Below are 19,258 nucleotides of genomic sequence, written 5' to 3'. Positions count from 1 at the left end.
GAATTAACCGGATAAAATTATGATATTCAGAAAAAGCAAGCCTTATGTCCTTGAATTTTTATAAAATTCGAAACAAAACCGATTTTAGCCTGCATTTTCTGTAAATTGCAGGGCAAATAATGAGCCTTTATTGCCAATGAAACAATCGAAGCCATACAGACCTAAAAATAAAGTGAGAATAGTGACCGCAGCTTCGCTGTTTGATGGGCATGATGCCGCAATCAACATTATGCGGAGGATTATACAGTCCACTGGGGTTGAAGTCATCCATTTGGGGCATGACAGGAGTGTGGCCGAAGTAGTGGACTGTGCAATTCAGGAAGATGCAAATGCCATTGCCATGACTTCCTACCAAGGAGGTCACAATGAATATTTTAGGTATATGTATGATTTGCTCAATGAACGGGGAGCAGGGCATATCAAGATTTTTGGCGGTGGCGGTGGGGTAATCCTCCCCTCGGAAATTGAAGCCCTGATGGCCTATGGCATAGAGCGGATTTACTCCCCTGATGATGGTAGGGAAATGGGGCTGCAAGGCATGATCAATGATTTGGTGGAACGATGTGATTCACCTGTACCGGATTTGCAGACTCCCAAAGGGAAAAAGCTGGAAAAGTTGCTGGTTGACAAACAGGTGAACTCTCTGGCGCGATTAATTTCTCTGGCGGAAAACAGACACGACGAATTCGAAAAATACCAGCAAAAATTCACGAAATCCATCACTGAGGTTCCAGTGCTGGGAATAACAGGGACGGGTGGAGCAGGAAAATCCAGCTTGGTGGATGAACTGGTAAGGCGATTTCTAAATGATTTTGAGGACAAGCACATCGGAATCATTTCGGTAGATCCGTCCAAACGAAAAACAGGAGGTGCCTTGCTCGGCGACCGAATTCGTATGAATGCCATTAGCAATGAGCGAGTATATATGCGATCGTTGGCCACCAGACAATCCAATCTTGCCTTATCCAAACATGTGGCAGAGGCCGTACAAGTGCTAAAGGCCGCAAAGTTTGATTTGATTATTTTGGAAACTTCGGGAATTGGACAATCCGATACCGAAATTTTGGAGCATAGTGATGTTTCTCTTTATGTGATGACCCCAGAATTTGGGGCGGCTACCCAATTGGAAAAAATTGATATGCTCGATTTTGCGGACGTAGTTGCCATCAACAAGTTTGACAAAAGAGGGGCTCTGGATGCTCTAAGGGATGTTAAAAAACAATACATACGCAACCATGGGTTATGGGATACCAAAGAAGACGACCTTCCTATTTATGGAACAATAGCTTCCCAATTTAATGACCCAGGGATGAATCAGTTGTACAAGGTGGTAATGGACACTTTGGTTAGCAAATCGAATGCCCCACTAAAGTCCAACTGGACTGTTTCGGATGAAATGTCGGAGAAGATTTTTGTAATACCTCCTGCGCGGACCAGATATCTGTCTGAAATTGCAGAGAATAACCGCTCTTACGATAGTCGAGTGGCGACCCAAACCAAAATCGCCCAAAAGCTATATGGCATTTTCCTGACCTTGACTTCAATTCTTGATTTGGATGAAAATGAGGCGTATGCCAGTCTACTTTCCAAAATAGGCATGGATGAAGCTAGGGTTCATTCATATCTGAAAAATGAAAAAGACAAAGATTTTGTCTCCCTTCTGATCAAGGAATTTGACAAGGTGAAAATGAACCTGGATCCCCATAATTGGGAAATCCTTCTGCAGTGGCAAAACAAAGTCAATCGATACAAATCTGATACCTATTCCTTTGATGTAAGAGGTAAGGAAGTAAAGATTCAGACCCATACCACTTCCTTGTCCGCCAGTCAGATTCCGAAGGTAGCATTGCCTAAATACAAGGCTTGGGGTGATATTTTAAACTGGAATCTACAGGAGAATGTACCGGGCGAGTTTCCTTTTACCTCCGGTTTGTATCCTTTTAAACGAGAAGGAGAGGATCCAACCCGAATGTTTGCTGGGGAAGGTGGCCCGGAGCGGACCAATCGCCGGTTCCATTACGTAAGTCTGGATATGCCCGCAAAACGACTTTCAACCGCTTTTGATTCTGTGACTTTGTACGGAAATGATCCCGACTACAGGCCTGATATTTATGGGAAAATTGGGAATGCCGGGGTTTCCATTTGTTGTTTGGATGATGCAAAGAAGTTATACTCCGGATTCGATTTAAGTGATTCTATGACCTCGGTCAGTATGACCATCAATGGTCCAGCTCCCATGCTTTTGGCCTTTTTTATGAATGCTGCCATTGATCAAAACTGCGAGAAATATATCAAGCAAAAAGGCTTGGAAAAAGAGGTGGAGCAAAAGCTTGGGAAGATCTTTACGGAAAAGAAAATGGAGAGACCCCAATATGCTGGGAAACTTCCCGAGGGTAACAATGGGTTGGGGCTAATGCTGCTGGGTGCCACGGGAGATGAAGTACTGCCCAATGATATTTATGAGAAGATAAAATTGGAAACCCTGGGTCAGGTTAGGGGTACAGTACAAGCCGATATCCTGAAGGAAGATCAAGCGCAGAATACCTGCATCTTTTCCACAGAATTTGCCTTGCGCCTTATGGGTGACGTCCAAGCGTATTTTATTGCCAACCAAGTGCGCAATTTTTATTCGGTATCCATTTCCGGTTACCACATAGCCGAAGCAGGGGCCAACCCCATTACCCAATTGGCCTTCACCTTGTCCAATGGTTTTACCTATGTGGAATATTACTTGAGCAGGGGAATGGATATTGACCAATTCGGTCCAAACCTGTCTTTTTTCTTTTCCAACGGAGTAGATCCTGAATATGCGGTAATTGGTAGGGTGGCCCGCAGAATTTGGGCCAAGGCGATGAAAGAAAAATATGGGGCCAACCCAAGGGCTCAGATGTTAAAATATCATATTCAAACTTCGGGAAGAAGCTTACATGCCCAGGAAATCGATTTCAATGATATTAGGACTACCCTCCAAGCGCTTTATGCCATTTACGATAACTGCAATTCCCTGCATACCAACGCCTACGATGAGGCCATAACCACACCTACCGAGGAATCCGTTAGACGGGCCATGGCCATACAGCTCATTATCAATAAGGAATTGGGCCTGGCCAAAAATGAAAACCCCATGCAAGGCTCGTTCATTATTGAGGAACTAACCGATTTAGTAGAAGAAGCGGTACTACTGGAATTTGACCGAATCACTGAACGGGGAGGTGTATTGGGCGCCATGGAAACCATGTACCAACGTTCCAAGATTCAGGAAGAAAGTTTGCATTATGAAACTTTGAAACATACAGGGGAGTATCCCATTATTGGGGTGAATACCTTCTTGAGTTCCAAGGGTTCTCCTACGGTGTTACCAGCTGAGGTGATCAGGGCAACTGAAGCGGAAAAGCAAAATCAAATCAAGACCCTTAAAAACCTGCACAAGGGAAACAAGGAACGAGCAAACCATTTATTAAAGGAACTGCAGCAAACCGCAATTAGGAATGAAAACATTTTTGGGCAACTGATGGAAGTGGCCAAAGTATGTTCCTTGGGTCAGATTACCAATGCCCTGTTCCAAGTGGGGGGGCAATACAGACGGAATATGTAATGATGAGTGTTACTAGTCGTTTCCGTTTTGGAAAGATTTTCGCCACTTTTTAAAGGAAACCCTAAAGATTTTGATTTCCCTACGCAAAAGATTCAGGTATTCTTTTTCCTTGACACCATCCCGCTCCAAGCCATTGCAATAGGCCAGGATGTTCTTGGTCATCACGTTGATGAAGCTAAGACTTCTCATGCGTGAGGCATATGAATTGCTGAGCGCAACATGTTCTACCTCCTTGGTGATTTGAACCGCATCGGTCATGAGGGATTGCATCACATCGTCTCGGAAACTTCCAATTTTTCTAAGTGATAGCAAATCCTTGTTGTATGAAAAATAAGAGGCAACGGCCTCACTCAAGTCACGAAGGGCCAAAGATTTACGATATACTCCAAGAGAATTTAAAGAATTTTTCTCCATTTTTTCAAAAGCAATTTTCTCCTATAAAATTACATATCAAAAAGATAACTTAACTTTGGATTCAAAAGCTGAATGACTAATTCGCTTTATATTCTTAAATTTTTTCATTTTATGCTTTACATATGAAAATAGATGATTTAAACTGGCAAATTTTAGCTTGTTTACAGGAAAATGCCAGGGAAACTTTTGCCAATATTGGTCGTAAAATTGGCCTCACACCCCCAGCAGTGGCGGAACGGGTCAAGAAGATGGAAGATGTTGGGGTAATAGAGGGGTACGAAACCAAGGTATCCTATGCTTTGGCTGGACATCAGCTTAAGGCGATTATCATGCTCAGGGCCTTCGTTGGGAAATTGAAGCCCTTTTTAAACCAGGTGGATAACTTTCAGGAAGTAGTCAATTGCTACCGCATAACCGGAAACGAAAATATCATTATGGAAGTGGTGCTGAAGGATCAGGCCCATTTGGAAAAGTTCATAGACCAGCTCATTGTTTATGGGGAATGCCGTACGCATATTGTATTGTCCGATGTAATTTCCAATGCCCCAATCAAAAACGGTAAGGTTTACTGATCATTTTCGATTATTTTTAAGTGACCAAAAATTATTCCCGTTTTGGCGGGGTTTTTGTTGTGAAAGGAATATGAAAAAAAATCTCGCTATACTTTTTCTTGCCACTTGTGTTACGCAGGGTGTTTTTTCCCAGCAAATGGTACTGAAAAAAGGAACCATTTTGGAAGCGCTCCCAGTAAACGATTCCATAGCCGAAACCTTCTCCCTGTATTTACCCACTTCATTTTCTACCGATAAAACATGGCCTTTGTTGGTGGTGTTTGATTTGGATGGTAAAGAGATACAGGCACTCTCCATGTTCGTGCATGCTGCTGAAGAAGAAGGCTATGTACTGGCGGCCCCACAAGTAAGGGATACAGCTTCCTTGGCCGATAACATGGTGAAAACTACCCAAACGGTGCAGAAGGTAATGGACTTGTTGCCCATTCAAAAATCTCGGATTTATACAGCAGGAGCGGGATCTGGTGGTAGGTACGCCAATTTGGTTCCCATTTTATCCAAGGATGTGAGCGGGGCAATTTCCATTGGGGCCAGCATTACCAATACAGAGTTGTTGAGCATCAGGCGTCCATTTCATTTTATTGGGATAGTGAATAAAAAGGACTATAACTATCCAGGCTTGCTGTCTGTAAAAAAGATCTTGGATCGCTATAGATTCCCCAATCAAGTATTGATACATTCTGGGGATAAATTGTGGCCGGACCCAGACTATCTTAAAAGGTCCTTGAGATTGTTTACACTGGCTGCTATGCGCAAACAGTTGGTGGCCAGGGACTCTTCATATATTGAGGGGGCATACAACAGTGATGTGACCCATGCCGGGCGATTAAAAAATTCCCTAAAGCTCTTAATGGCGGAACAATATTTGGGCGAGATGATGGGCGTCTATGGGGCGTACAAAAACTTGGACTCCTTGCGAATGGTACAGCGGGACATTCGAAGGAATAAAATGTACCGAAGTATGAAAAGGTCCGAAAGTGCCGCCTTTTTGAAGGAATCCTTACTTAAGGAGGATTACCTGTATTATATGGAGGAAGACTTGTTGGCCTATAACTTCAACAACTTGGGATGGTGGAATTTTCAAAGAACTGAAATCAACAAATTCATTGAAGGTTCCAACAAAGCTGAAAAGGATATGGGGCATCGGTTGTTGGGGTACATCAATGCTTTGGCAGAAGATAATATCGATATTGTGCAATCCGAGGATTTGATTGATGAGGATGCATTGGCCTTCCTTTTTATGCTGAAGACTATCTTGGAACCAGATAATTTCGACTTCTATATGAAGATTATCTCCTTGAGCTCCAAAAACGAGGATTTTGGCACGGCCTTATTCTACTTGGAGGAAGCATTTAAAAGGGGCTTTAATGACAAGGAAATCTTATATGGCTTGGAACATACGGCCTTACTTCGCATCAACCCAAAATTCAATAAGTTGGTGTCTGAGTATTTACAGGACGCCCGTTACAACATCAAGGAGCAATAAACCTTGGAACATCCTCCAATTTCCAATCAATTACCAATCCTCCGGCAATAGATTCCGCAATTTCTTTTCCGTATAAATATTCGCAGAGATAAAGGGCCGCTTCAAAGCTTTTGGCTCCTCCAGCAGAGGTGATGTATTTGCCATCATGCACAAAAAGGACACTGTCTTTAACATTTAAATGGGGAAACATGGTCTTGTATTTGCCAATATCGCTGGGAAAAGTGGTGGATGCAACTTTGTCCAGAACACCTGCCTTTGCCAACACAAAGGCGCCATCACAATGAGATGTAACGAATTGGGCGTTCTCGGCTGTTTTCTTTACAAAATCAAGCATGATGGTATCTTCCAGGTCTGTGTCCAAATGGTGTTCCGCGCTGGGTACCACCAAAATGTCAATGTTTGGAATGGAATCCTTGGTATAATCAAAATCAGGGAGAATCCGAACCCCTTCAAAAGATGTAATTGGGTCTAAGGTATTGGCCACAGTAAAAGTATTCATGGCCTTGATGTTTTCGCGGTATTGGGTGTGCTGAAAAATATCGTACGGCGCGGTAAATTCTGTATTGTAGACCCCGTCCATAATCAGGAATGCCACATTATACCGATCAGCCTCAAGTTTGGGGAAAACCCGGTTTGCCGGTTCAGCGGTCAATTTGGATTCCTTTCTTTCCCCACAGGAAAAAAAGACAACTGAGAGGCAAAGTACCACAAGGATTCTGGTCATATCTGAATACATTTTGAATTAGAAGGAATGCTAAGGTACTATTCAAATTGATTTCCGCTACTTTTACAGCAAAAAAATAGGAGGATGAGATATTTGGTGCTTCTAGTGTGTTGTTTGGTGATGGCCTGCAAGTCGGATAAAAAATACCATGGAGAAGTCAAGGAAGTTACAACGGAGTCCAACTTGGTTCAGGATATTCTTAATTTTCAGAAGGGCTTAAATGCCTCTTTTAGAAATCCCGATAGCTCACCTTTACCCGATCGGTATCGAAAAGATTTTAATGGGTTGGACTTTTATGAACCGGACACCACCTATATCGTCCATGCCAAATTGGAGCGCACGCCGGAAGCCATTCCTTTTTTGATGAAGACCACAACCAATGACCATAGGAATGAAGTAGTGTATGGCATCGCGCATTTTGAACTCCATGGCACGCCGTACCAATTGGAGATTTATCAAAGTATGGACGAACCTGATGAAGGATTGGAGGATTACCTGTTCCTGCCTTTTTTGGATAATACCAACGGTAATGAAACCTACGGAGGTGGACGTTACATCGATTTAACGATTCCCAAGGGGGATACGATTGTTATTGACTTCAACAAGGCATACAATCCCTATTGCGTATACAATAAAAAGTACTCCTGCCCTCTAGTGCCAAGGCAAAATTATTTGAGAACTAATGTGAGAGCAGGAGTGAAAGACTTTATCAAGGAATGAAAAAGCCCAACTTCCGGAGGAAGAAGGGCTTTTAAATCAAAATAGTCAGAACTTATGGTTTTCTAGAAAGAGTAGATTGCGGCAAAAAGAACGGATGCCAAACTTCCAGTGGCTTCCATGTCATTGTCTATAAAAGCATCTTCTGAGGTGCTGTCCAATCGGATTTCAGGTTTCAAAATCAAATCGCCAACCGTGGCACTTCCGGTCAAGGTAACGGCAAAAACACTTCCATCATCCGTATCGCCAGCGGCGCCAATACCGGCAACGTTGTCAAATCCGTCACTTGTTGTAAAATATTCACCTCTTAAACCAATGGTGAAGTTGTCAGAAGTGGCCAATTGTGGATAAAGGGCAACACCTGTAAAGCTTCCGCCATTGTCTTCTTGGCTAAAGTGTGCTGCATTTACACCCAAGAAGAAATCTTCTGATACATCGAACCCACCGGTAAAGTCAACCTCAAAACCACCTTGGCTGTACAGGAAGTTCAGGAATTGACCGGAGTAACCCAACTGGGCGCCCACAGCATAGTCTCCCGTTCCGTTAAGCTCGGTCAAATCTGTCGGATTCATTACTGCCAACATAGCGCTCCAATCATTCCCTAGATCAAAGTCGGCTTTTAAACCGGTATGGCTAAACGGACCGTAAGAGAACAAATAGGAGGTGCTGTAGTTAAAGTTGGCTGCTGGTGAGATTACTTCGTAACCCAAAAAGGTGTTGAAGTTACCAAACGTAAGGGTAACATCTTCACTTACATTCCAATATACATACAACTGGTTAACAATATCGCCAGTAGCAGAGTACATGGGAGAGGCAAAGATAGCGTCCGTTCCCCTTGGGCCGAACACCAAGTCTGCCACAAAACCCACCTTTTCTCCTTCGTAGGCTGCTATGATGTTGGCCATACCTAGCGAAAAGCCATCCAAATTGGCAAATGAAGAGCCTGGGGCAATGGCATCTTCTCCGTTGGGTGCGGTCAAGTTGGTGCGGTAATAAGCGTCAACCGTTCCGCTGAATTCAAATGTTGTTTTGGCTTCTTCTTCCTCTTGTGCGAAGGCCAATACTGGGATGCTTGCTAAAGCAATAAAAGCTATTTTTTTTATGTATTTTGTGCTGATAATCGTTTTCATAATCTTAAATATTAAGGTGCCTCAATACAGAAGCATTTATTGGTATTTAATTGAGATTTGTACAGTGAAAAAGGTTATTTAACGGAGCGTTCTGCCAAACGCTCCGTTTCCTTTTATTTTAATGTTGGTTCATTCTAAAGTCGGCATAAGCGTCCATCCCATGCTCGTGAATATCCAATCCTTGTAGCTCTTCTTTTTCGTCCACTCGGATACCAGATACCTTTTTAATGGTAAATAGAATGATAAATGCAGTTAGGGAGCAGAATGTTGCTGCAGCTCCTACACCGGCCAATTGTACCAAGAACTGGTCAAATCCGGCAAGATCGCCAAAGATTCCAACGGCAAGCGTACCCCACATACCACAGATTAAGTGAACCGCAACGGCACCAACGGGGTCGTCCAATTTCAATCTGTCGATCAAAGCAACTCCGGCTACAATGACCACACCTGCTATAAGCCCGATGATTACCGCTTCGTTGGGGGACATTTGGTCCGCACCTGCCGTAATTCCAACCAATCCACCCAAGATTCCGTTCAAGAACATGGTAAGGTCGTAGTTTTTATAGGCGAACAAAGAGGTAAGGAAAGCGGATACCCCACCTGCTGCTGCTGCCAATGATGTGGTGACCAATACTAGGGAGGTCAATTCTGGATCTGCTGATAGTACGGAACCACCGTTGAATCCAAACCAGCCCAACCAAAGAATCAAAACACCTGCTGCCGCTAGAGGAAGGTTGTGTCCTGGAATGGCCTTGGGCTTTCCGTCCTCTTCAAATTTTCCGATTCTCGCACCCAAAAGGTAAATGGCGATCAATGCGCCCCATCCTCCTACAGAGTGTACCAAGGTGGAACCTGCAAAATCGTAGAAACCTTCAGCTTCACCAAAAGCAAGGGAAGAAAGGAAACCACCACCCCATTGCCAAGATCCAACGATTGGGTACACCAATCCAACATAGATAATGGTGAAAAGCATAAAGCCTTTTAGCTTTATCCTTTCAGCAACGGCTCCAGAAACAATGGTTGCCGCTGTTGCTGCAAACATGCCTTGGAAGAGGAAATCCGTCCACCACGTATAACCGCCATCGGCATACTCAGGGGTCATTCCGTTTTCTGGGGCTGCGATTCCGAAGCCGGCAAATTTGAGGAAGCCCATATCGCCATCCTCAAATCCTGGGTACATCAAGTTAAAACCACCTATATAATATAATAGGAGTCCAACACATATAATAAATACATTCTTAAATAGAATGTTCACGGTATTCTTCTGACGAGTAAGTCCAATCTCCAAGAAAGAGAATCCAAGGTGCATAAAGAACACCAAGGCGGTACAAATCATCATCCATACGTTATTCGCTGTAAATAATCCTGCGTCCATAATCTTTAAATATTGTAGTTAAGGTTTGTTGATTAGTTAATACCGGCACTGCCGCTTTCCTTTGTTCTGATTCTGTAAGCCTCAATCACATCGGATACGAAGATTTTACCATCTCCAACATTTCCTGTTGATGCTGATTCAAGCAGGGTGTTTACGGTACGCTCCAGAAAACTATCCGATACCACAATAACCAAGTACCTCCTCTGAATGTCCGAAGTACTGTAAGAGATGCCACGATACACGTGGCCTTGTTTCTCATTTCCAACTCCCGTTACATCCCAGTAACTAAAGAAGTTGACCTCAATCCCATGAAGTGCTTTTTTCACCTCGTCGAATTTGGATTTTCTAATAATTGCCTCGACTTTTTTCATAATTAAGTAGTTAATTGATGAGCCAAATATATGTTAAAACATTGCTAACCCCTCAAAATGATGGGGTGTAACATTAATTTTTGTAATTATTAAAAAAATACCCCTATAAAATTAGGGGTACGTAATTTTAAAGTTGGTTTTATTTAACTATTGATGACTTTTTCTTAATACAAAGCCCAAAAACTTTGATATTTTATACGGAATAGGAGTTTTTCCGATAGAATTGTTCGGAAACCAACAAAAGTGATTGAAATTTTAAAAGAATATAACTAATCCAAAAACTTGGATAGCCAAAGGCCCAAGGCAATGGCCAATATCCCCACAATTATGCTACTGAGGGTGTACAATGAAAAGTGAAAAAGCTCGCTGTTTTTTATTAGGGTGTGCTTTTCAAAAGCAAAAGCGGAGAATGTGGTGAATCCGCCACAAAAGCCTGTGGCCAGAAATAGGGTGCTATTGGAGGTGAGCAAATTGTTCTTTGCAGAAAATCCCAGGATAATGCCAATAAGTAGACAGCCAACAATGTTGACCAAGAAGGTCCCCAAGAAAAAATTATGAAATACAATATTAAGCGGCTTGGAAATCAAATAGCGCAATGCACTACCTAAACCACCGCCCAAAAAAACAAGAAGAACCTGTTTCATACCTTAAAGGTACAAACTAAACAGCTTTCTTTAAATCGGTCTCGGACTGTTCGCGGGGGAGGATTTTTCTAATCGAAGTTTCCGAAATCTTCTGAATTGGTTTTCTAAACCTTTCGCCAGCCCCATTTACGCTAAAAATCAAAAGAATTGCGTTTACTGCTAGCAAAATGAATAGGAGGCTGAAAAATGTTACCATTTGTCTTTACTAATCAGGTACAATGCAAAAGTACGTCTTTTCCTATAGGAGCGTTGCTTTAGTCTGATTAAAGTTGTAAACAACACCATTTTTGTTGTGAAAACAAAAAAGCTGTTAATTTTTAAGAAAGTACTTAATCAAAAACAAGATAATTATGAAGATTACAAAAGTAGCCAGCACCCATTTAACCCCTTTATAGTTTTTTCGATGCCAGGACTTATCCTTTTTATAGGTGAAGGCGATTACGAATACAAAAGCAATGAAAAAGAGTACGGCAAAAATTAATTGTCCGGTGCTTAACATATTGTTTATTTTTATGCAAAGCTAAATCAAAAGAAAGTAATGCAAAGCAAAATTAAAGCGGTGGAATTGTTCCATAATTCATTCGGACTTGGGGTGCAGCAGCAACCACAGGCCAATCTGGGAGCAGAAAAGAACAAACTGCGCTTCAACCTAATGGATGAGGAAAACAAAGAATATTTGGAAGCAGCCAATGATGGAGATTTGGTGGAGGTAGCTGATGCCTTGGGAGATATGCTCTATATTTTATGTGGTACCATTTTGGAACATGGCATGCAGCACAAGATAGAGGAAGTCTTTAATGAAATCCAACGTAGCAACATGAGCAAATTAGGTGAGGATGGCAATCCTATTTACAGGGAAGATGGAAAAGTGCTAAAAGGGCCCAACTATTTTAAACCTGATATCGAAGGAATATTGAACCATTAAAAAAAGCGCCTTAAGGCGCTTTTCTTTTTTAGTCTACTGGATATCTCCAGTCAAATTTGTCCTCAATCCTGTTGTATTGGATATCGGTGATATATTGTTTCAATTGCGAAGCATAACTTTGCTCCAATTCCGGTAGTTCATAATCGGTTCCTTGATAACCAAACGCTGCAATGGGAGATACTACCGCCGCAGTACCTGCACCGAACATTTCCTTAAGGCTTCCGTTTTTGGCAGCTGCCACCACTTCAGAAACCGTAATTTTTCGAACCTCAGTTGCTATACCTTGGTCCTCTGCAATTTGCAAGATGCTTTTACGGGTAATACCATCCAAGATACGGTCACTGGTAGGGCCGGTGATTAAGGTGTCGTTAATACGGACAAAAATGTTCATGGCACCTGCTTCCTCAATATATTCATGGGTGTTGTCGTCTGTCCAGATGACCTGTTGGTACCCTTTTTTAATAGCTAGTTGGGTAGGATAGAACTGTCCGGCATAGTTGCCTCCTGCCTTGGCATACCCAACACCACCATTGGCTGCACGGGAGTATTTTTCCTCTATCAATACTTTTACCTTTCCAGAAAAATAGGCCCCGGAAGGAGCGCATGCGATGATAAATTTGTATTCATCAGCTGGAGAGGCGTGGAATCCGTTTCCAGAGGCAAGGATAAACGGTCTAATGTATAGGGAGCTTCCGGGATTTTGCGGAATCCAATTTTTTTCAACTTGTAAAAGGGTGGTCAAGCCATCCATAAAATGGGATTCCGGCAATTCTGGAATAGCCAATCTTTTGGCCGACTTGTTGAACCGCTTAAAGTTCTCCAAGGGCCTGAACAACCAGGCTTTGCCATTTTCATCCTTATAGGCTTTCATGCCCTCAAAAATGGACTGACCGTAATGGAAAATCTTGGCGGAAGGATCCAGGCTAATGGGCTGATAAGGAATTACCTTGGGCGTTTGCCATGCACCATCCACGTAATCGCAGACTAGCATATGGTCCGTATAGACGCTTCCGAAGGAAAGGTTGTCAAAATCAACATCATGGATTTTTGAAGTTTTGGACTTCTCTACCGTTACATTTTTAGTCATTGTTTCCATTTCAAATAATTTGAACCTATAAAATTAGGCAATAAACCCTTGTATTGCTTACTTTTCAATTAAATTTACGCAGTTTGTTCCCGAAATCTCAAGATTTTCAAAATCACCTATGTATTTAACATTTTTGATGCAACTTATGCAATGGAATCCAAGATTAATTCATTGATTTTCAGTAGTAATTCCATCCTGTACATTGAAGCGGAAGATTATAACAACGGCTGACGGCTCCAAAACCATCCATCTCGAGGATTGGAACGAGCAATATCACTCCAAGCACGGTGCCATCCAAGAGGCCTATCATGTTTTTATAGAACGCGGTTTAAGGCATGTGGACTTGCAGGATATAAGTATCTTGGAGATTGGGTTTGGTACAGGATTGAACGCCTTGATAACGCTCTTGGAAGCAGAGAAAAATGAACAGAAAATCAACTATGTGGGAGTGGAGGCCTATCCGGTTTTAATTGAGGAGATTGAAGCCTTGGACTATTGTTCCCAATTGCAAGTTGATGGCCATCAGGGTGATTTCGAAAGGATGCACTATTCACCATGGGAAGAGCAAGTTTCCATCTCCAAAAATTTCAGTTTGTTAAAACAGCAGAAGGATTTTATGCAAATTGAGGACAACAATTTGTTTAACCTTATCTATTTTGACGCTTTTGGAGCTAGGGTGCAACCAGAGTTATGGACGGAGGCCATTTTTTCCAAAATGTTTACCGCGCTCAAAGTTGGGGGAGTGTTGGTAACTTATGCAGCCAAGGGTAGTGTGCGAAGGGCAATGCAGGCTGTAGGCTTTGCAGTGGAAAGGCTTCCAGGCCCGCCAGGAAAAAGGGAAATGCTCAGGGCCACTAAAGCGGTATGAACCTTTGGAGTTGCCTCTGGAGTCAAATTCCTTCAACAATTCTGTTAAAGCTAAACTAATGTCTGAATTTTCCGGGATTGAAACGACTAATTTTGTATTAAAATGAACGTATGAAGGTGTTGATTACGGGTGCAACGGGTTTAGTTGGAAAGGAGATTGTTAAAGTTCTACACGAAAAAAACATCACCGTTCATTACCTGACCCGTAGTAAAAGGAAAATTCATTCGGAATTAAATTACAAAGGGTTTTACTGGGATCCCTCAAAAGGGGTGCTGGATCCCAAAAGTTTAGAGGGGGTTCATGCCATAATCAACCTGGCTGGCGCTACCATAGCTAACAGATGGACCAAGTCCTACAAGAAGAAAATAGTAGAGAGCAGGGTCGAGAGCTTAAAGACTCTTAAAAAAGCCTTGGAAATCAGTGATGCTCCTAGAGTAGAATCCATAATTTCAGCTTCGGCCATTGGGATTTATCCCAATTCCCTTTCCCAATTCTATGATGAAAGCGAGAAAGAAGTGGATGATAGCTTTTTGGGGAGTGTAGTGGAACAGTGGGAAAATGCGGCAAATGAGTTTGAGGATTTAGGTGTGAAGGTAGCCAAGATTAGAATTGGGGTAGTGCTTTCAGCCAATGGAGGAGCATTACCCAAGATGGCTCGCCCAGTGCAGTTGTATTTGGGTGCGGCATTTGGCTCTGGCGAACAGTGGCAATCCTGGATACATATTGAGGATTTGGCACAGATGTTTGTCTACATTATGGAAAACGGACTAAAAGGAACATTCAACGGGGTGGCTCCCAACCCCGTTACCCAATCCAAAATGACCAAAATTTTGGGTAGGGTGCTTAACAAGCCCATTTGGTTACCCAATATTCCAAAGTTTGCGATGCAAGGGCTTCTAGGAGAAATGTCCTATTTGCTGTTCGCAAGTCAGCGGGTGAGCAGCAAACGAATAGAGAAAAAAGGCTTTATTTTCCAGTATTCCAATCTGGAACCCACTTTAATGAACCTTTATGATAAGGAGAAGAAAGAGTCTTACCCGGTTCAATAGAAGCGTCATTGAAATTGACTTTACCATTGCTGCTGAATAAATTGATATCCGCCTTTGGCGGATTTTTTAGTGTTTTCTTGTGACATTTTGACATTTTTGGACAAATGGCAGTACTTTTGCCACTTCAAAAAAGAAAAAAACAAACCATATATGAGCAAGAAAAGTAAGGTTGAGGAAATGGAAGGGGAATTGAACGACTCCCAAATTGCGGAAAATCCTGAACTGAACGATGCAACCAGTGAGACGACTCCAGAGGAGGAACTGTCCGTAGAGGATCAATTGCGCGAGGAATTGGCCAAGGAAAAGGACAAGTTTTTACGGTTGTTTGCAGAGTTTGAAAACTTCAAGAAGCGTACTTCCAAGGAACGCATGGACCTTTTTAAGACCGCTGGTCAAGAAGTCATGGTCTCCTTGTTGCCCATTTTGGATGATTTTGACCGGGCTTTGAAAGAACTTTCCAAATCTGAGGATAAGGAGATGTTCAAAGGCGTGGAGCTCATCAACAATAAATTTAGGGAAACCCTAAAAGCTAAAGGATTGGAACAAATTGAGGTAGGCGAAGGAGATGTGTTTGATGCCGAAGTGCATGATGCCATCACCCAGATTCCAGCTCCCAATAAAAAATTGAAAGGAAAAATAATCGATGTCGTTGAAAAGGGTTTCAAACTTGGAGAGCGCATCATCAGACACCCCAAAGTGGTTGTAGGTAACTAATAAGGTATGAAAGAGGACTTTTATGACATATTAGGTGTTTCCAAGGGAGCTTCTGCGGCGGAAATCAAGAAGGCGTATAGAAAAAAGGCCATTGAATTCCATCCAGATAAGAACCCAGGGGATACCAAGGCCGAGGAGATGTTCAAAAAAGCAGCCGAAGCCTATGAGGTACTGAGCGACCCTGATAAAAAAGCGAAGTACGACCAATTTGGACATGCCGCATTTGAAGGAGGAGCCGGATTTGGTGGAGGCGGTATGAATATGGATGATATCTTCAGTCAGTTTGGGGATATCTTTGGAAGTGCCTTCGGTGGCGGATTCAGCGGATTTGGAGGATTTGGTGGCGGACAACGTAGAACAAAAGGCAGCAATCTTCGCATTCGGGTAAAACTGACCTTGGAAGAGGTGGCCAATGGGGTAGAGAAAAAGGTCAAAGTACGCAGAAAGGTCCAGGCTGATGGGGTAACTTATAAAACCTGTGCAACCTGCAATGGAACTGGACAGGTGACCAAAATAGCCAATACCATTTTGGGTAGAATGCAAACGGCGACCACCTGTACTACCTGTGGTGGATCTGGACAAACCATTGATAAACGTCCAAGTGGAGCCGATGCACAAGGCTTGGAGGTTGCCGAGGAAACTGTTTCCATCAAGATTCCACCGGGTGTGGAAGACGGCATGCAGCTAAAAGTCAGTGGTAAGGGGAATGAGGCTCCAGGGAATGGAATTCCAGGAGATTTATTGGTGGCCATTGAAACAGCGGAACACGATACTTTGAAAAGGGAAGGGGATAACCTTCATTACGATTTGTACATCAGTTTTTCAGAAGCGGTGTTGGGAAGTTCCAAAGAAATTGATGCCGTTGGAGGCAAGGTGCGCATTAAATTGGAACCGGGAATCCAGTCGGGAAAAATACTGAGATTGAGAGGAAAGGGAATCTCCAGTCTTAACGGTTATGGTAGCGGGGATTTGCTGGTTCACGTTAATGTTTGGACGCCCAAAGAGCTCAACAAAGAGCAAAAAGAGTTCTTTGAACGCATGCAAAGTGATGAAAATTTCACCCCTAAACCTGAGAAATCGGACAAGTCGTTCTTTGAAAAAGTTAAGGATATGTTCTCTTAAAGAATAGAATAAAAGTTTTCTGTTTAAATAAAAAACGTATATTTGGAACTGATGTTGGGAAACCGACATCTAATTTTCTTTTTCATAGCAATTTTTTTCCCATCCTTAGATTTTTTTAAGGGTGGGTTTTGTTTTTAGGGGTAATCCGGTCTTTTTGGCCAATTATATATCTTTGAAAAAACCGTATAAATGAACCACATCCTTGTTGCCAAAGACGTCTCCAAGTCTTATGGGGACCACCAAGCGTTGCGCAACATTACACTGGAAATTCCGGAAAATTGTATCTATGGTCTGTTGGGGCCAAATGGTGCCGGAAAGACCACGTTTATTCGTATTGTCAATCAGATTACCTATCAAGATACTGGCTCGGTTTTGTTTAAGGGAAAACCCCTGGCACCCGAACATATTGCCCAAATAGGTTATTTGCCCGAGGAAAGGGGATTGTATAAAAGTATGAAGGTGGGAGACCAGGCCCTCTACTTGGCCCAACTAAAGGGGTTGTCCCGTACCGAAGCCATGAAAAGACTTACATATTGGTTTGATCGTCTGGACATTGGCGATTGGTGGGGCAAGAAAATCCAGGAACTTTCCAAAGGGATGGCCCAAAAAATACAATTTATAGTTACTGTTCTGCATGAGCCCAAACTTTTGATTTTTGATGAACCTTTCAGCGGTTTTGATCCCATAAATGCCAATATTATCAAAGACGAGATCCTTCAACTTAAGGAAAAGGGCACCTCCATCATCTTTTCAACCCACAGAATGGAATCTGTGGAAGAGCTTTGCGAGTATATCGCCTTGATCCATAAATCGGAAAAAATACTGGATGGAAAGTTGTCTGATATCAAAAAATCGTATAAGAACAATATTTTTAACATTGGCCTCGAGCTTGAGCGGAATGCCGATGACTTCCTCAAAATGATAACAGATCAATTCCAAGTTTTGGATTCCCACTATGACCCAACGGAAAAACAGTTGGATTTCAGTGTACAGTTGCCATCCAGCAATACCGCTGGGATTTTGGCCCAATTGGCACAACAAGCCAAGGTGAACCGGTTTGAGGAAACCGTACCATCTGCCAATGATATATTTATTCAGACTGTAAACAAGAGGGATAATGGCAAGTAAACTACAGTTGATCATTAAGCGGGAGTACTTGGCCAAGGTGAGGAACAAGTCCTTTATTGTGATGACCATTTTGAGCCCAATTTTAATTGTGGGTATGATCGTGTTGATTGCTTATCTCACAGAAGTAAACGATAGTGAGAAGCGGGTAGTGGCCGTGTTGAATGAAAGTGACTTTCTGCACAGGGAATTTGCTGCCACCGAAAACATGTCCTTTGTGCAATTCCATGATATATCCCTGGAAAAGGCCAAGGACTCCACAAACAACATGGGCCTTTATGGACTGTTGCACCTGCCCAAAGGGGAAAATTTGGAACAAGCTTCCAAGCAAGCTCATCTGTATACCAAGGACAATCCCAACACACACATAACCCAGCAGTTGGAAGGGATTTTCCAGAAAAAACTACGCCAGAACCGTTTGGGGAATCTTGGAGTTTCTACGGAACAGTTTTCTACCATAGAAAAGCCGTTTGAACTAAATTTGGCCACATTTGAAGGTGAGAAAAGTGTGAAGGGAATTACCGAGATCAAGGCGTTCATTGGCGGTGGTTTTGGATATGCCATCATGATGTTCATCATCATATATGGAACCTTTGTTATGCGAAGTGTTATTGAGGAAAAAACCAGCAGGATCATAGAGGTGATCATATCCTCCGTAAAACCGTTCCAATTGATGTTGGGCAAAATTATTGGTACATCCCTGGCTGGAATCACCCAATTTGTGATTTGGTTGATCTCTGCCAGCCTACTGCTTTTTATGGTAGTATTGATTTCAGGAATAGATATGACAGCCTTGATGGCCGAGGTACAAAACACACCTGGGGCCATGGGCGGAATGTCCCAATTTTCCACCCCGTTAAGTAATGACACCATATTATATGCTAGGGAAATTTTGAACATTCCATGGGTACTTTTAATCTCTTCATTTCTTTTGTATTTTGTTCTGGGGTATCTCATTTACAGTTCCATTTATGCGGCCATAGGTGCGGCAGTGGACAATGAGACCGATACCCAGCAGTTTGTTTTTCCTGTGATTTTGCCCCTCATGTTGGCCATTTATGTAGGTTTCTTTTCCGTGTTCAGCAACCCTCATGGCCCTATAGCAGTTGGTTTTTCACTCTTCCCTTTGACCTCTCCCATTGTGATGTTGATGCGACTTCCAGCGGGGATTGGAGAAGGAGGTGTACCTTTGTGGCAACTTTTACTGTCCATAGCCCTGTTGATAGCTACTTTTTTGGCCATTGTTTCCTTGGCGGCCAAAATTTATCGGGTTGGGATTTTGATGTACGGCAAAAGGCCCACCTATAAGGAATTGGTAAAATGGTTACGATATTAAATGG

Annotated in this window: 19 protein-coding genes; 12 read left to right on the top strand and 7 right to left on the bottom strand. The window is 42.6% G+C overall.

Annotated elements, in window-relative coordinates; all coding sequences use genetic code 11:
- Window positions 1-136: 136 nt before the first annotated feature.
- Window positions 137-3,595: a methylmalonyl-CoA mutase family protein gene (locus tag ACO6S0_RS12325; RefSeq protein ID WP_421721948.1), complete on the top strand. Its 3,459-nt coding sequence runs from the start codon at window positions 137-139 to the stop codon at window positions 3,593-3,595.
- A gap of 12 nt (window positions 3,596-3,607) precedes the next feature.
- Here the strand turns inward: ACO6S0_RS12325 and ACO6S0_RS12320 are convergent, their stop codons facing one another.
- Window positions 3,608-4,009 carry a hypothetical protein gene (locus ACO6S0_RS12320; RefSeq protein ID WP_422348667.1) on the bottom strand — a complete coding sequence of 134 codons (402 nt, stop codon included), beginning with the start codon at window positions 4,007-4,009 and terminating at the stop codon, window positions 3,608-3,610.
- Window positions 4,010-4,131: 122 nt separating this feature from the next.
- Between ACO6S0_RS12320 and ACO6S0_RS12315 the strand changes: the two genes are divergently transcribed.
- Together ACO6S0_RS12315 and ACO6S0_RS12310 are read left to right on the top strand one after the other, a co-directional pair.
- Window positions 4,132-4,581: an Lrp/AsnC family transcriptional regulator gene (locus ACO6S0_RS12315; RefSeq protein ID WP_420400428.1), complete on the top strand. Its 450-nt coding sequence runs from the start codon at window positions 4,132-4,134 to the stop codon at window positions 4,579-4,581.
- 136 nt (window positions 4,582-4,717) lie between these two features.
- Complete coding sequence (locus tag ACO6S0_RS12310; protein ID WP_422348666.1) at window positions 4,718-6,067, top strand: alpha/beta hydrolase; 1,350 nt, start codon at window positions 4,718-4,720, stop codon at window positions 6,065-6,067.
- Here ACO6S0_RS12310 and ACO6S0_RS12305 read toward each other — a convergent pair.
- Complete coding sequence (locus ACO6S0_RS12305) at window positions 6,054-6,791, bottom strand: DJ-1/PfpI family protein (RefSeq protein ID WP_422348665.1); 738 nt, start codon at window positions 6,789-6,791, stop codon at window positions 6,054-6,056. The genes ACO6S0_RS12310 and ACO6S0_RS12305 overlap by 14 nt on opposite strands.
- 84 nt (window positions 6,792-6,875) lie before the next feature.
- Here ACO6S0_RS12305 and ACO6S0_RS12300 point away from each other — a divergent pair, with 84 nt between their 5' ends.
- The gene (locus ACO6S0_RS12300; RefSeq protein ID WP_422348664.1) at window positions 6,876-7,511 is read left to right on the top strand and encodes a DUF1684 domain-containing protein; all 636 of its coding nucleotides are present in this window, start codon (window positions 6,876-6,878) and stop codon (window positions 7,509-7,511) included.
- Window positions 7,512-7,573: 62 nt separating this feature from the next.
- Here ACO6S0_RS12300 and ACO6S0_RS12295 read toward each other — a convergent pair whose 3' ends face one another.
- The 4 genes from ACO6S0_RS12295 to crcB all read right to left on the bottom strand — a co-directional run bounded on the left by ACO6S0_RS12295 (window position 7,574) and on the right by crcB (window position 11,028).
- Window positions 7,574-8,638 carry an outer membrane beta-barrel protein gene (locus tag ACO6S0_RS12295; protein ID WP_422348663.1) on the bottom strand — a complete coding sequence of 355 codons (1,065 nt, stop codon included), beginning with the start codon at window positions 8,636-8,638 and terminating at the stop codon, window positions 7,574-7,576.
- A gap of 118 nt (window positions 8,639-8,756) precedes the next feature.
- Window positions 8,757-10,013: an ammonium transporter gene (locus tag ACO6S0_RS12290; RefSeq protein ID WP_422348662.1), complete on the bottom strand. Its 1,257-nt coding sequence runs from the start codon at window positions 10,011-10,013 to the stop codon at window positions 8,757-8,759.
- Between the two features lie 32 nt (window positions 10,014-10,045).
- Window positions 10,046-10,384, bottom strand: a complete 339-nt coding sequence (locus tag ACO6S0_RS12285; protein ID WP_138834565.1) for a P-II family nitrogen regulator — start codon at window positions 10,382-10,384, stop codon at window positions 10,046-10,048.
- Between the two features lie 269 nt (window positions 10,385-10,653).
- On the bottom strand, window positions 10,654-11,028 hold the full coding sequence (gene crcB, locus ACO6S0_RS12280; protein ID WP_422348661.1) for a fluoride efflux transporter CrcB: 375 nt from the start codon (window positions 11,026-11,028) through the stop codon (window positions 10,654-10,656).
- A 292-nt stretch (window positions 11,029-11,320) separates the two neighbouring features.
- Here crcB and ACO6S0_RS12275 point away from each other — a divergent pair, with 292 nt between their 5' ends.
- Together ACO6S0_RS12275 and ACO6S0_RS12270 are read left to right on the top strand one after the other, a co-directional pair.
- A complete protein-coding gene (locus tag ACO6S0_RS12275) occupies window positions 11,321-11,509 on the top strand; it encodes a hypothetical protein (protein WP_422348660.1) in 189 nt (62 codons plus the stop codon).
- A gap of 57 nt (window positions 11,510-11,566) precedes the next feature.
- Window positions 11,567-11,953 (top strand): hypothetical protein, encoded by a 387-nt coding sequence (locus ACO6S0_RS12270; RefSeq protein WP_422348659.1) that lies wholly within the window; start codon window positions 11,567-11,569, stop codon window positions 11,951-11,953.
- A gap of 28 nt (window positions 11,954-11,981) precedes the next feature.
- Here the strand turns inward: ACO6S0_RS12270 and ACO6S0_RS12265 are convergent, their stop codons facing one another.
- Window positions 11,982-13,040 carry a branched-chain amino acid aminotransferase gene (locus ACO6S0_RS12265; RefSeq protein WP_422351826.1) on the bottom strand — a complete coding sequence of 353 codons (1,059 nt, stop codon included), beginning with the start codon at window positions 13,038-13,040 and terminating at the stop codon, window positions 11,982-11,984.
- Window positions 13,041-13,242: 202 nt separating this feature from the next.
- On the opposite strand from ACO6S0_RS12265, the gene mnmD reads away from it, so the two are divergent.
- The 6 genes from mnmD (at window position 13,243) to ACO6S0_RS12235 (ending at window position 19,254) form a co-directional block, all read left to right on the top strand.
- Window positions 13,243-13,908 carry a tRNA (5-methylaminomethyl-2-thiouridine)(34)-methyltransferase MnmD gene (gene mnmD, locus ACO6S0_RS12260; protein ID WP_422348658.1) on the top strand — a complete coding sequence of 222 codons (666 nt, stop codon included), beginning with the start codon at window positions 13,243-13,245 and terminating at the stop codon, window positions 13,906-13,908.
- 110 nt (window positions 13,909-14,018) lie between these two features.
- On the top strand, window positions 14,019-14,957 hold the full coding sequence (locus tag ACO6S0_RS12255) for a TIGR01777 family oxidoreductase (RefSeq protein ID WP_422348657.1): 939 nt from the start codon (window positions 14,019-14,021) through the stop codon (window positions 14,955-14,957).
- Between the two features lie 150 nt (window positions 14,958-15,107).
- Window positions 15,108-15,671 (top strand): nucleotide exchange factor GrpE, encoded by a 564-nt coding sequence (locus ACO6S0_RS12250; protein WP_422348656.1) that lies wholly within the window; start codon window positions 15,108-15,110, stop codon window positions 15,669-15,671.
- A gap of 6 nt (window positions 15,672-15,677) precedes the next feature.
- The gene (gene dnaJ / locus ACO6S0_RS12245; protein WP_422348655.1) at window positions 15,678-16,793 is read left to right on the top strand and encodes a molecular chaperone DnaJ; all 1,116 of its coding nucleotides are present in this window, start codon (window positions 15,678-15,680) and stop codon (window positions 16,791-16,793) included.
- Window positions 16,794-16,982: 189 nt separating this feature from the next.
- Entirely contained in the window at window positions 16,983-17,921 is a 939-nt protein-coding gene (locus tag ACO6S0_RS12240) for an ABC transporter ATP-binding protein (protein ID WP_422348654.1), read from the top strand.
- Window positions 17,911-19,254 (top strand): ABC transporter permease, encoded by a 1,344-nt coding sequence (locus ACO6S0_RS12235; protein ID WP_422348653.1) that lies wholly within the window; start codon window positions 17,911-17,913, stop codon window positions 19,252-19,254. Before ACO6S0_RS12240 ends, ACO6S0_RS12235 begins: the two co-directional genes overlap by 11 nt.
- Window positions 19,255-19,258: the final 4 nt, after the last annotated feature.

It is taken from the genome of Flagellimonas sp. (assembly GCF_965233845.1).
Lineage (GTDB): Bacteria > Bacteroidota > Bacteroidia > Flavobacteriales > Flavobacteriaceae > Flagellimonas.
This window is presented reverse-complemented; position numbering and strand designations above follow the sequence as displayed.

Excerpts from the sequence above, each read along its gene's own strand:
- ACO6S0_RS12325 (WP_421721948.1), top strand. The coding sequence starts at position 137 with ATGAAACAATCGAAGCCATACAGACCTAAAAATAAAGTGAGAATAGTG.
- ACO6S0_RS12320 (WP_422348667.1), bottom strand. The coding sequence starts at position 4,009 with ATGGAGAAAAATTCTTTAAATTCTCTTGGAGTATATCGTAAATCTTTG.
- ACO6S0_RS12315 (WP_420400428.1), top strand. The coding sequence starts at position 4,132 with ATGAAAATAGATGATTTAAACTGGCAAATTTTAGCTTGTTTACAGGAA.
- ACO6S0_RS12310 (WP_422348666.1), top strand. The coding sequence starts at position 4,718 with ATGGTACTGAAAAAAGGAACCATTTTGGAAGCGCTCCCAGTAAACGAT.
- ACO6S0_RS12305 (WP_422348665.1), bottom strand. The coding sequence starts at position 6,791 with ATGACCAGAATCCTTGTGGTACTTTGCCTCTCAGTTGTCTTTTTTTCC.
- ACO6S0_RS12300 (WP_422348664.1), top strand. The coding sequence starts at position 6,876 with ATGAGATATTTGGTGCTTCTAGTGTGTTGTTTGGTGATGGCCTGCAAG.
- ACO6S0_RS12295 (WP_422348663.1), bottom strand. The coding sequence starts at position 8,638 with ATGAAAACGATTATCAGCACAAAATACATAAAAAAAATAGCTTTTATT.
- ACO6S0_RS12290 (WP_422348662.1), bottom strand. The coding sequence starts at position 10,013 with ATGGACGCAGGATTATTTACAGCGAATAACGTATGGATGATGATTTGT.
- ACO6S0_RS12285 (WP_138834565.1), bottom strand. The coding sequence starts at position 10,384 with ATGAAAAAAGTCGAGGCAATTATTAGAAAATCCAAATTCGACGAGGTG.
- crcB (WP_422348661.1), bottom strand. The coding sequence starts at position 11,028 with ATGAAACAGGTTCTTCTTGTTTTTTTGGGCGGTGGTTTAGGTAGTGCA.
- ACO6S0_RS12270 (WP_422348659.1), top strand. The coding sequence starts at position 11,567 with ATGCAAAGCAAAATTAAAGCGGTGGAATTGTTCCATAATTCATTCGGA.
- ACO6S0_RS12265 (WP_422351826.1), bottom strand. The coding sequence starts at position 13,040 with ATGACTAAAAATGTAACGGTAGAGAAGTCCAAAACTTCAAAAATCCAT.
- ACO6S0_RS12255 (WP_422348657.1), top strand. The coding sequence starts at position 14,019 with ATGAAGGTGTTGATTACGGGTGCAACGGGTTTAGTTGGAAAGGAGATT.
- ACO6S0_RS12250 (WP_422348656.1), top strand. The coding sequence starts at position 15,108 with ATGAGCAAGAAAAGTAAGGTTGAGGAAATGGAAGGGGAATTGAACGAC.
- dnaJ (WP_422348655.1), top strand. The coding sequence starts at position 15,678 with ATGAAAGAGGACTTTTATGACATATTAGGTGTTTCCAAGGGAGCTTCT.
- ACO6S0_RS12240 (WP_422348654.1), top strand. The coding sequence starts at position 16,983 with ATGAACCACATCCTTGTTGCCAAAGACGTCTCCAAGTCTTATGGGGAC.
- ACO6S0_RS12235 (WP_422348653.1), top strand. The coding sequence starts at position 17,911 with ATGGCAAGTAAACTACAGTTGATCATTAAGCGGGAGTACTTGGCCAAG.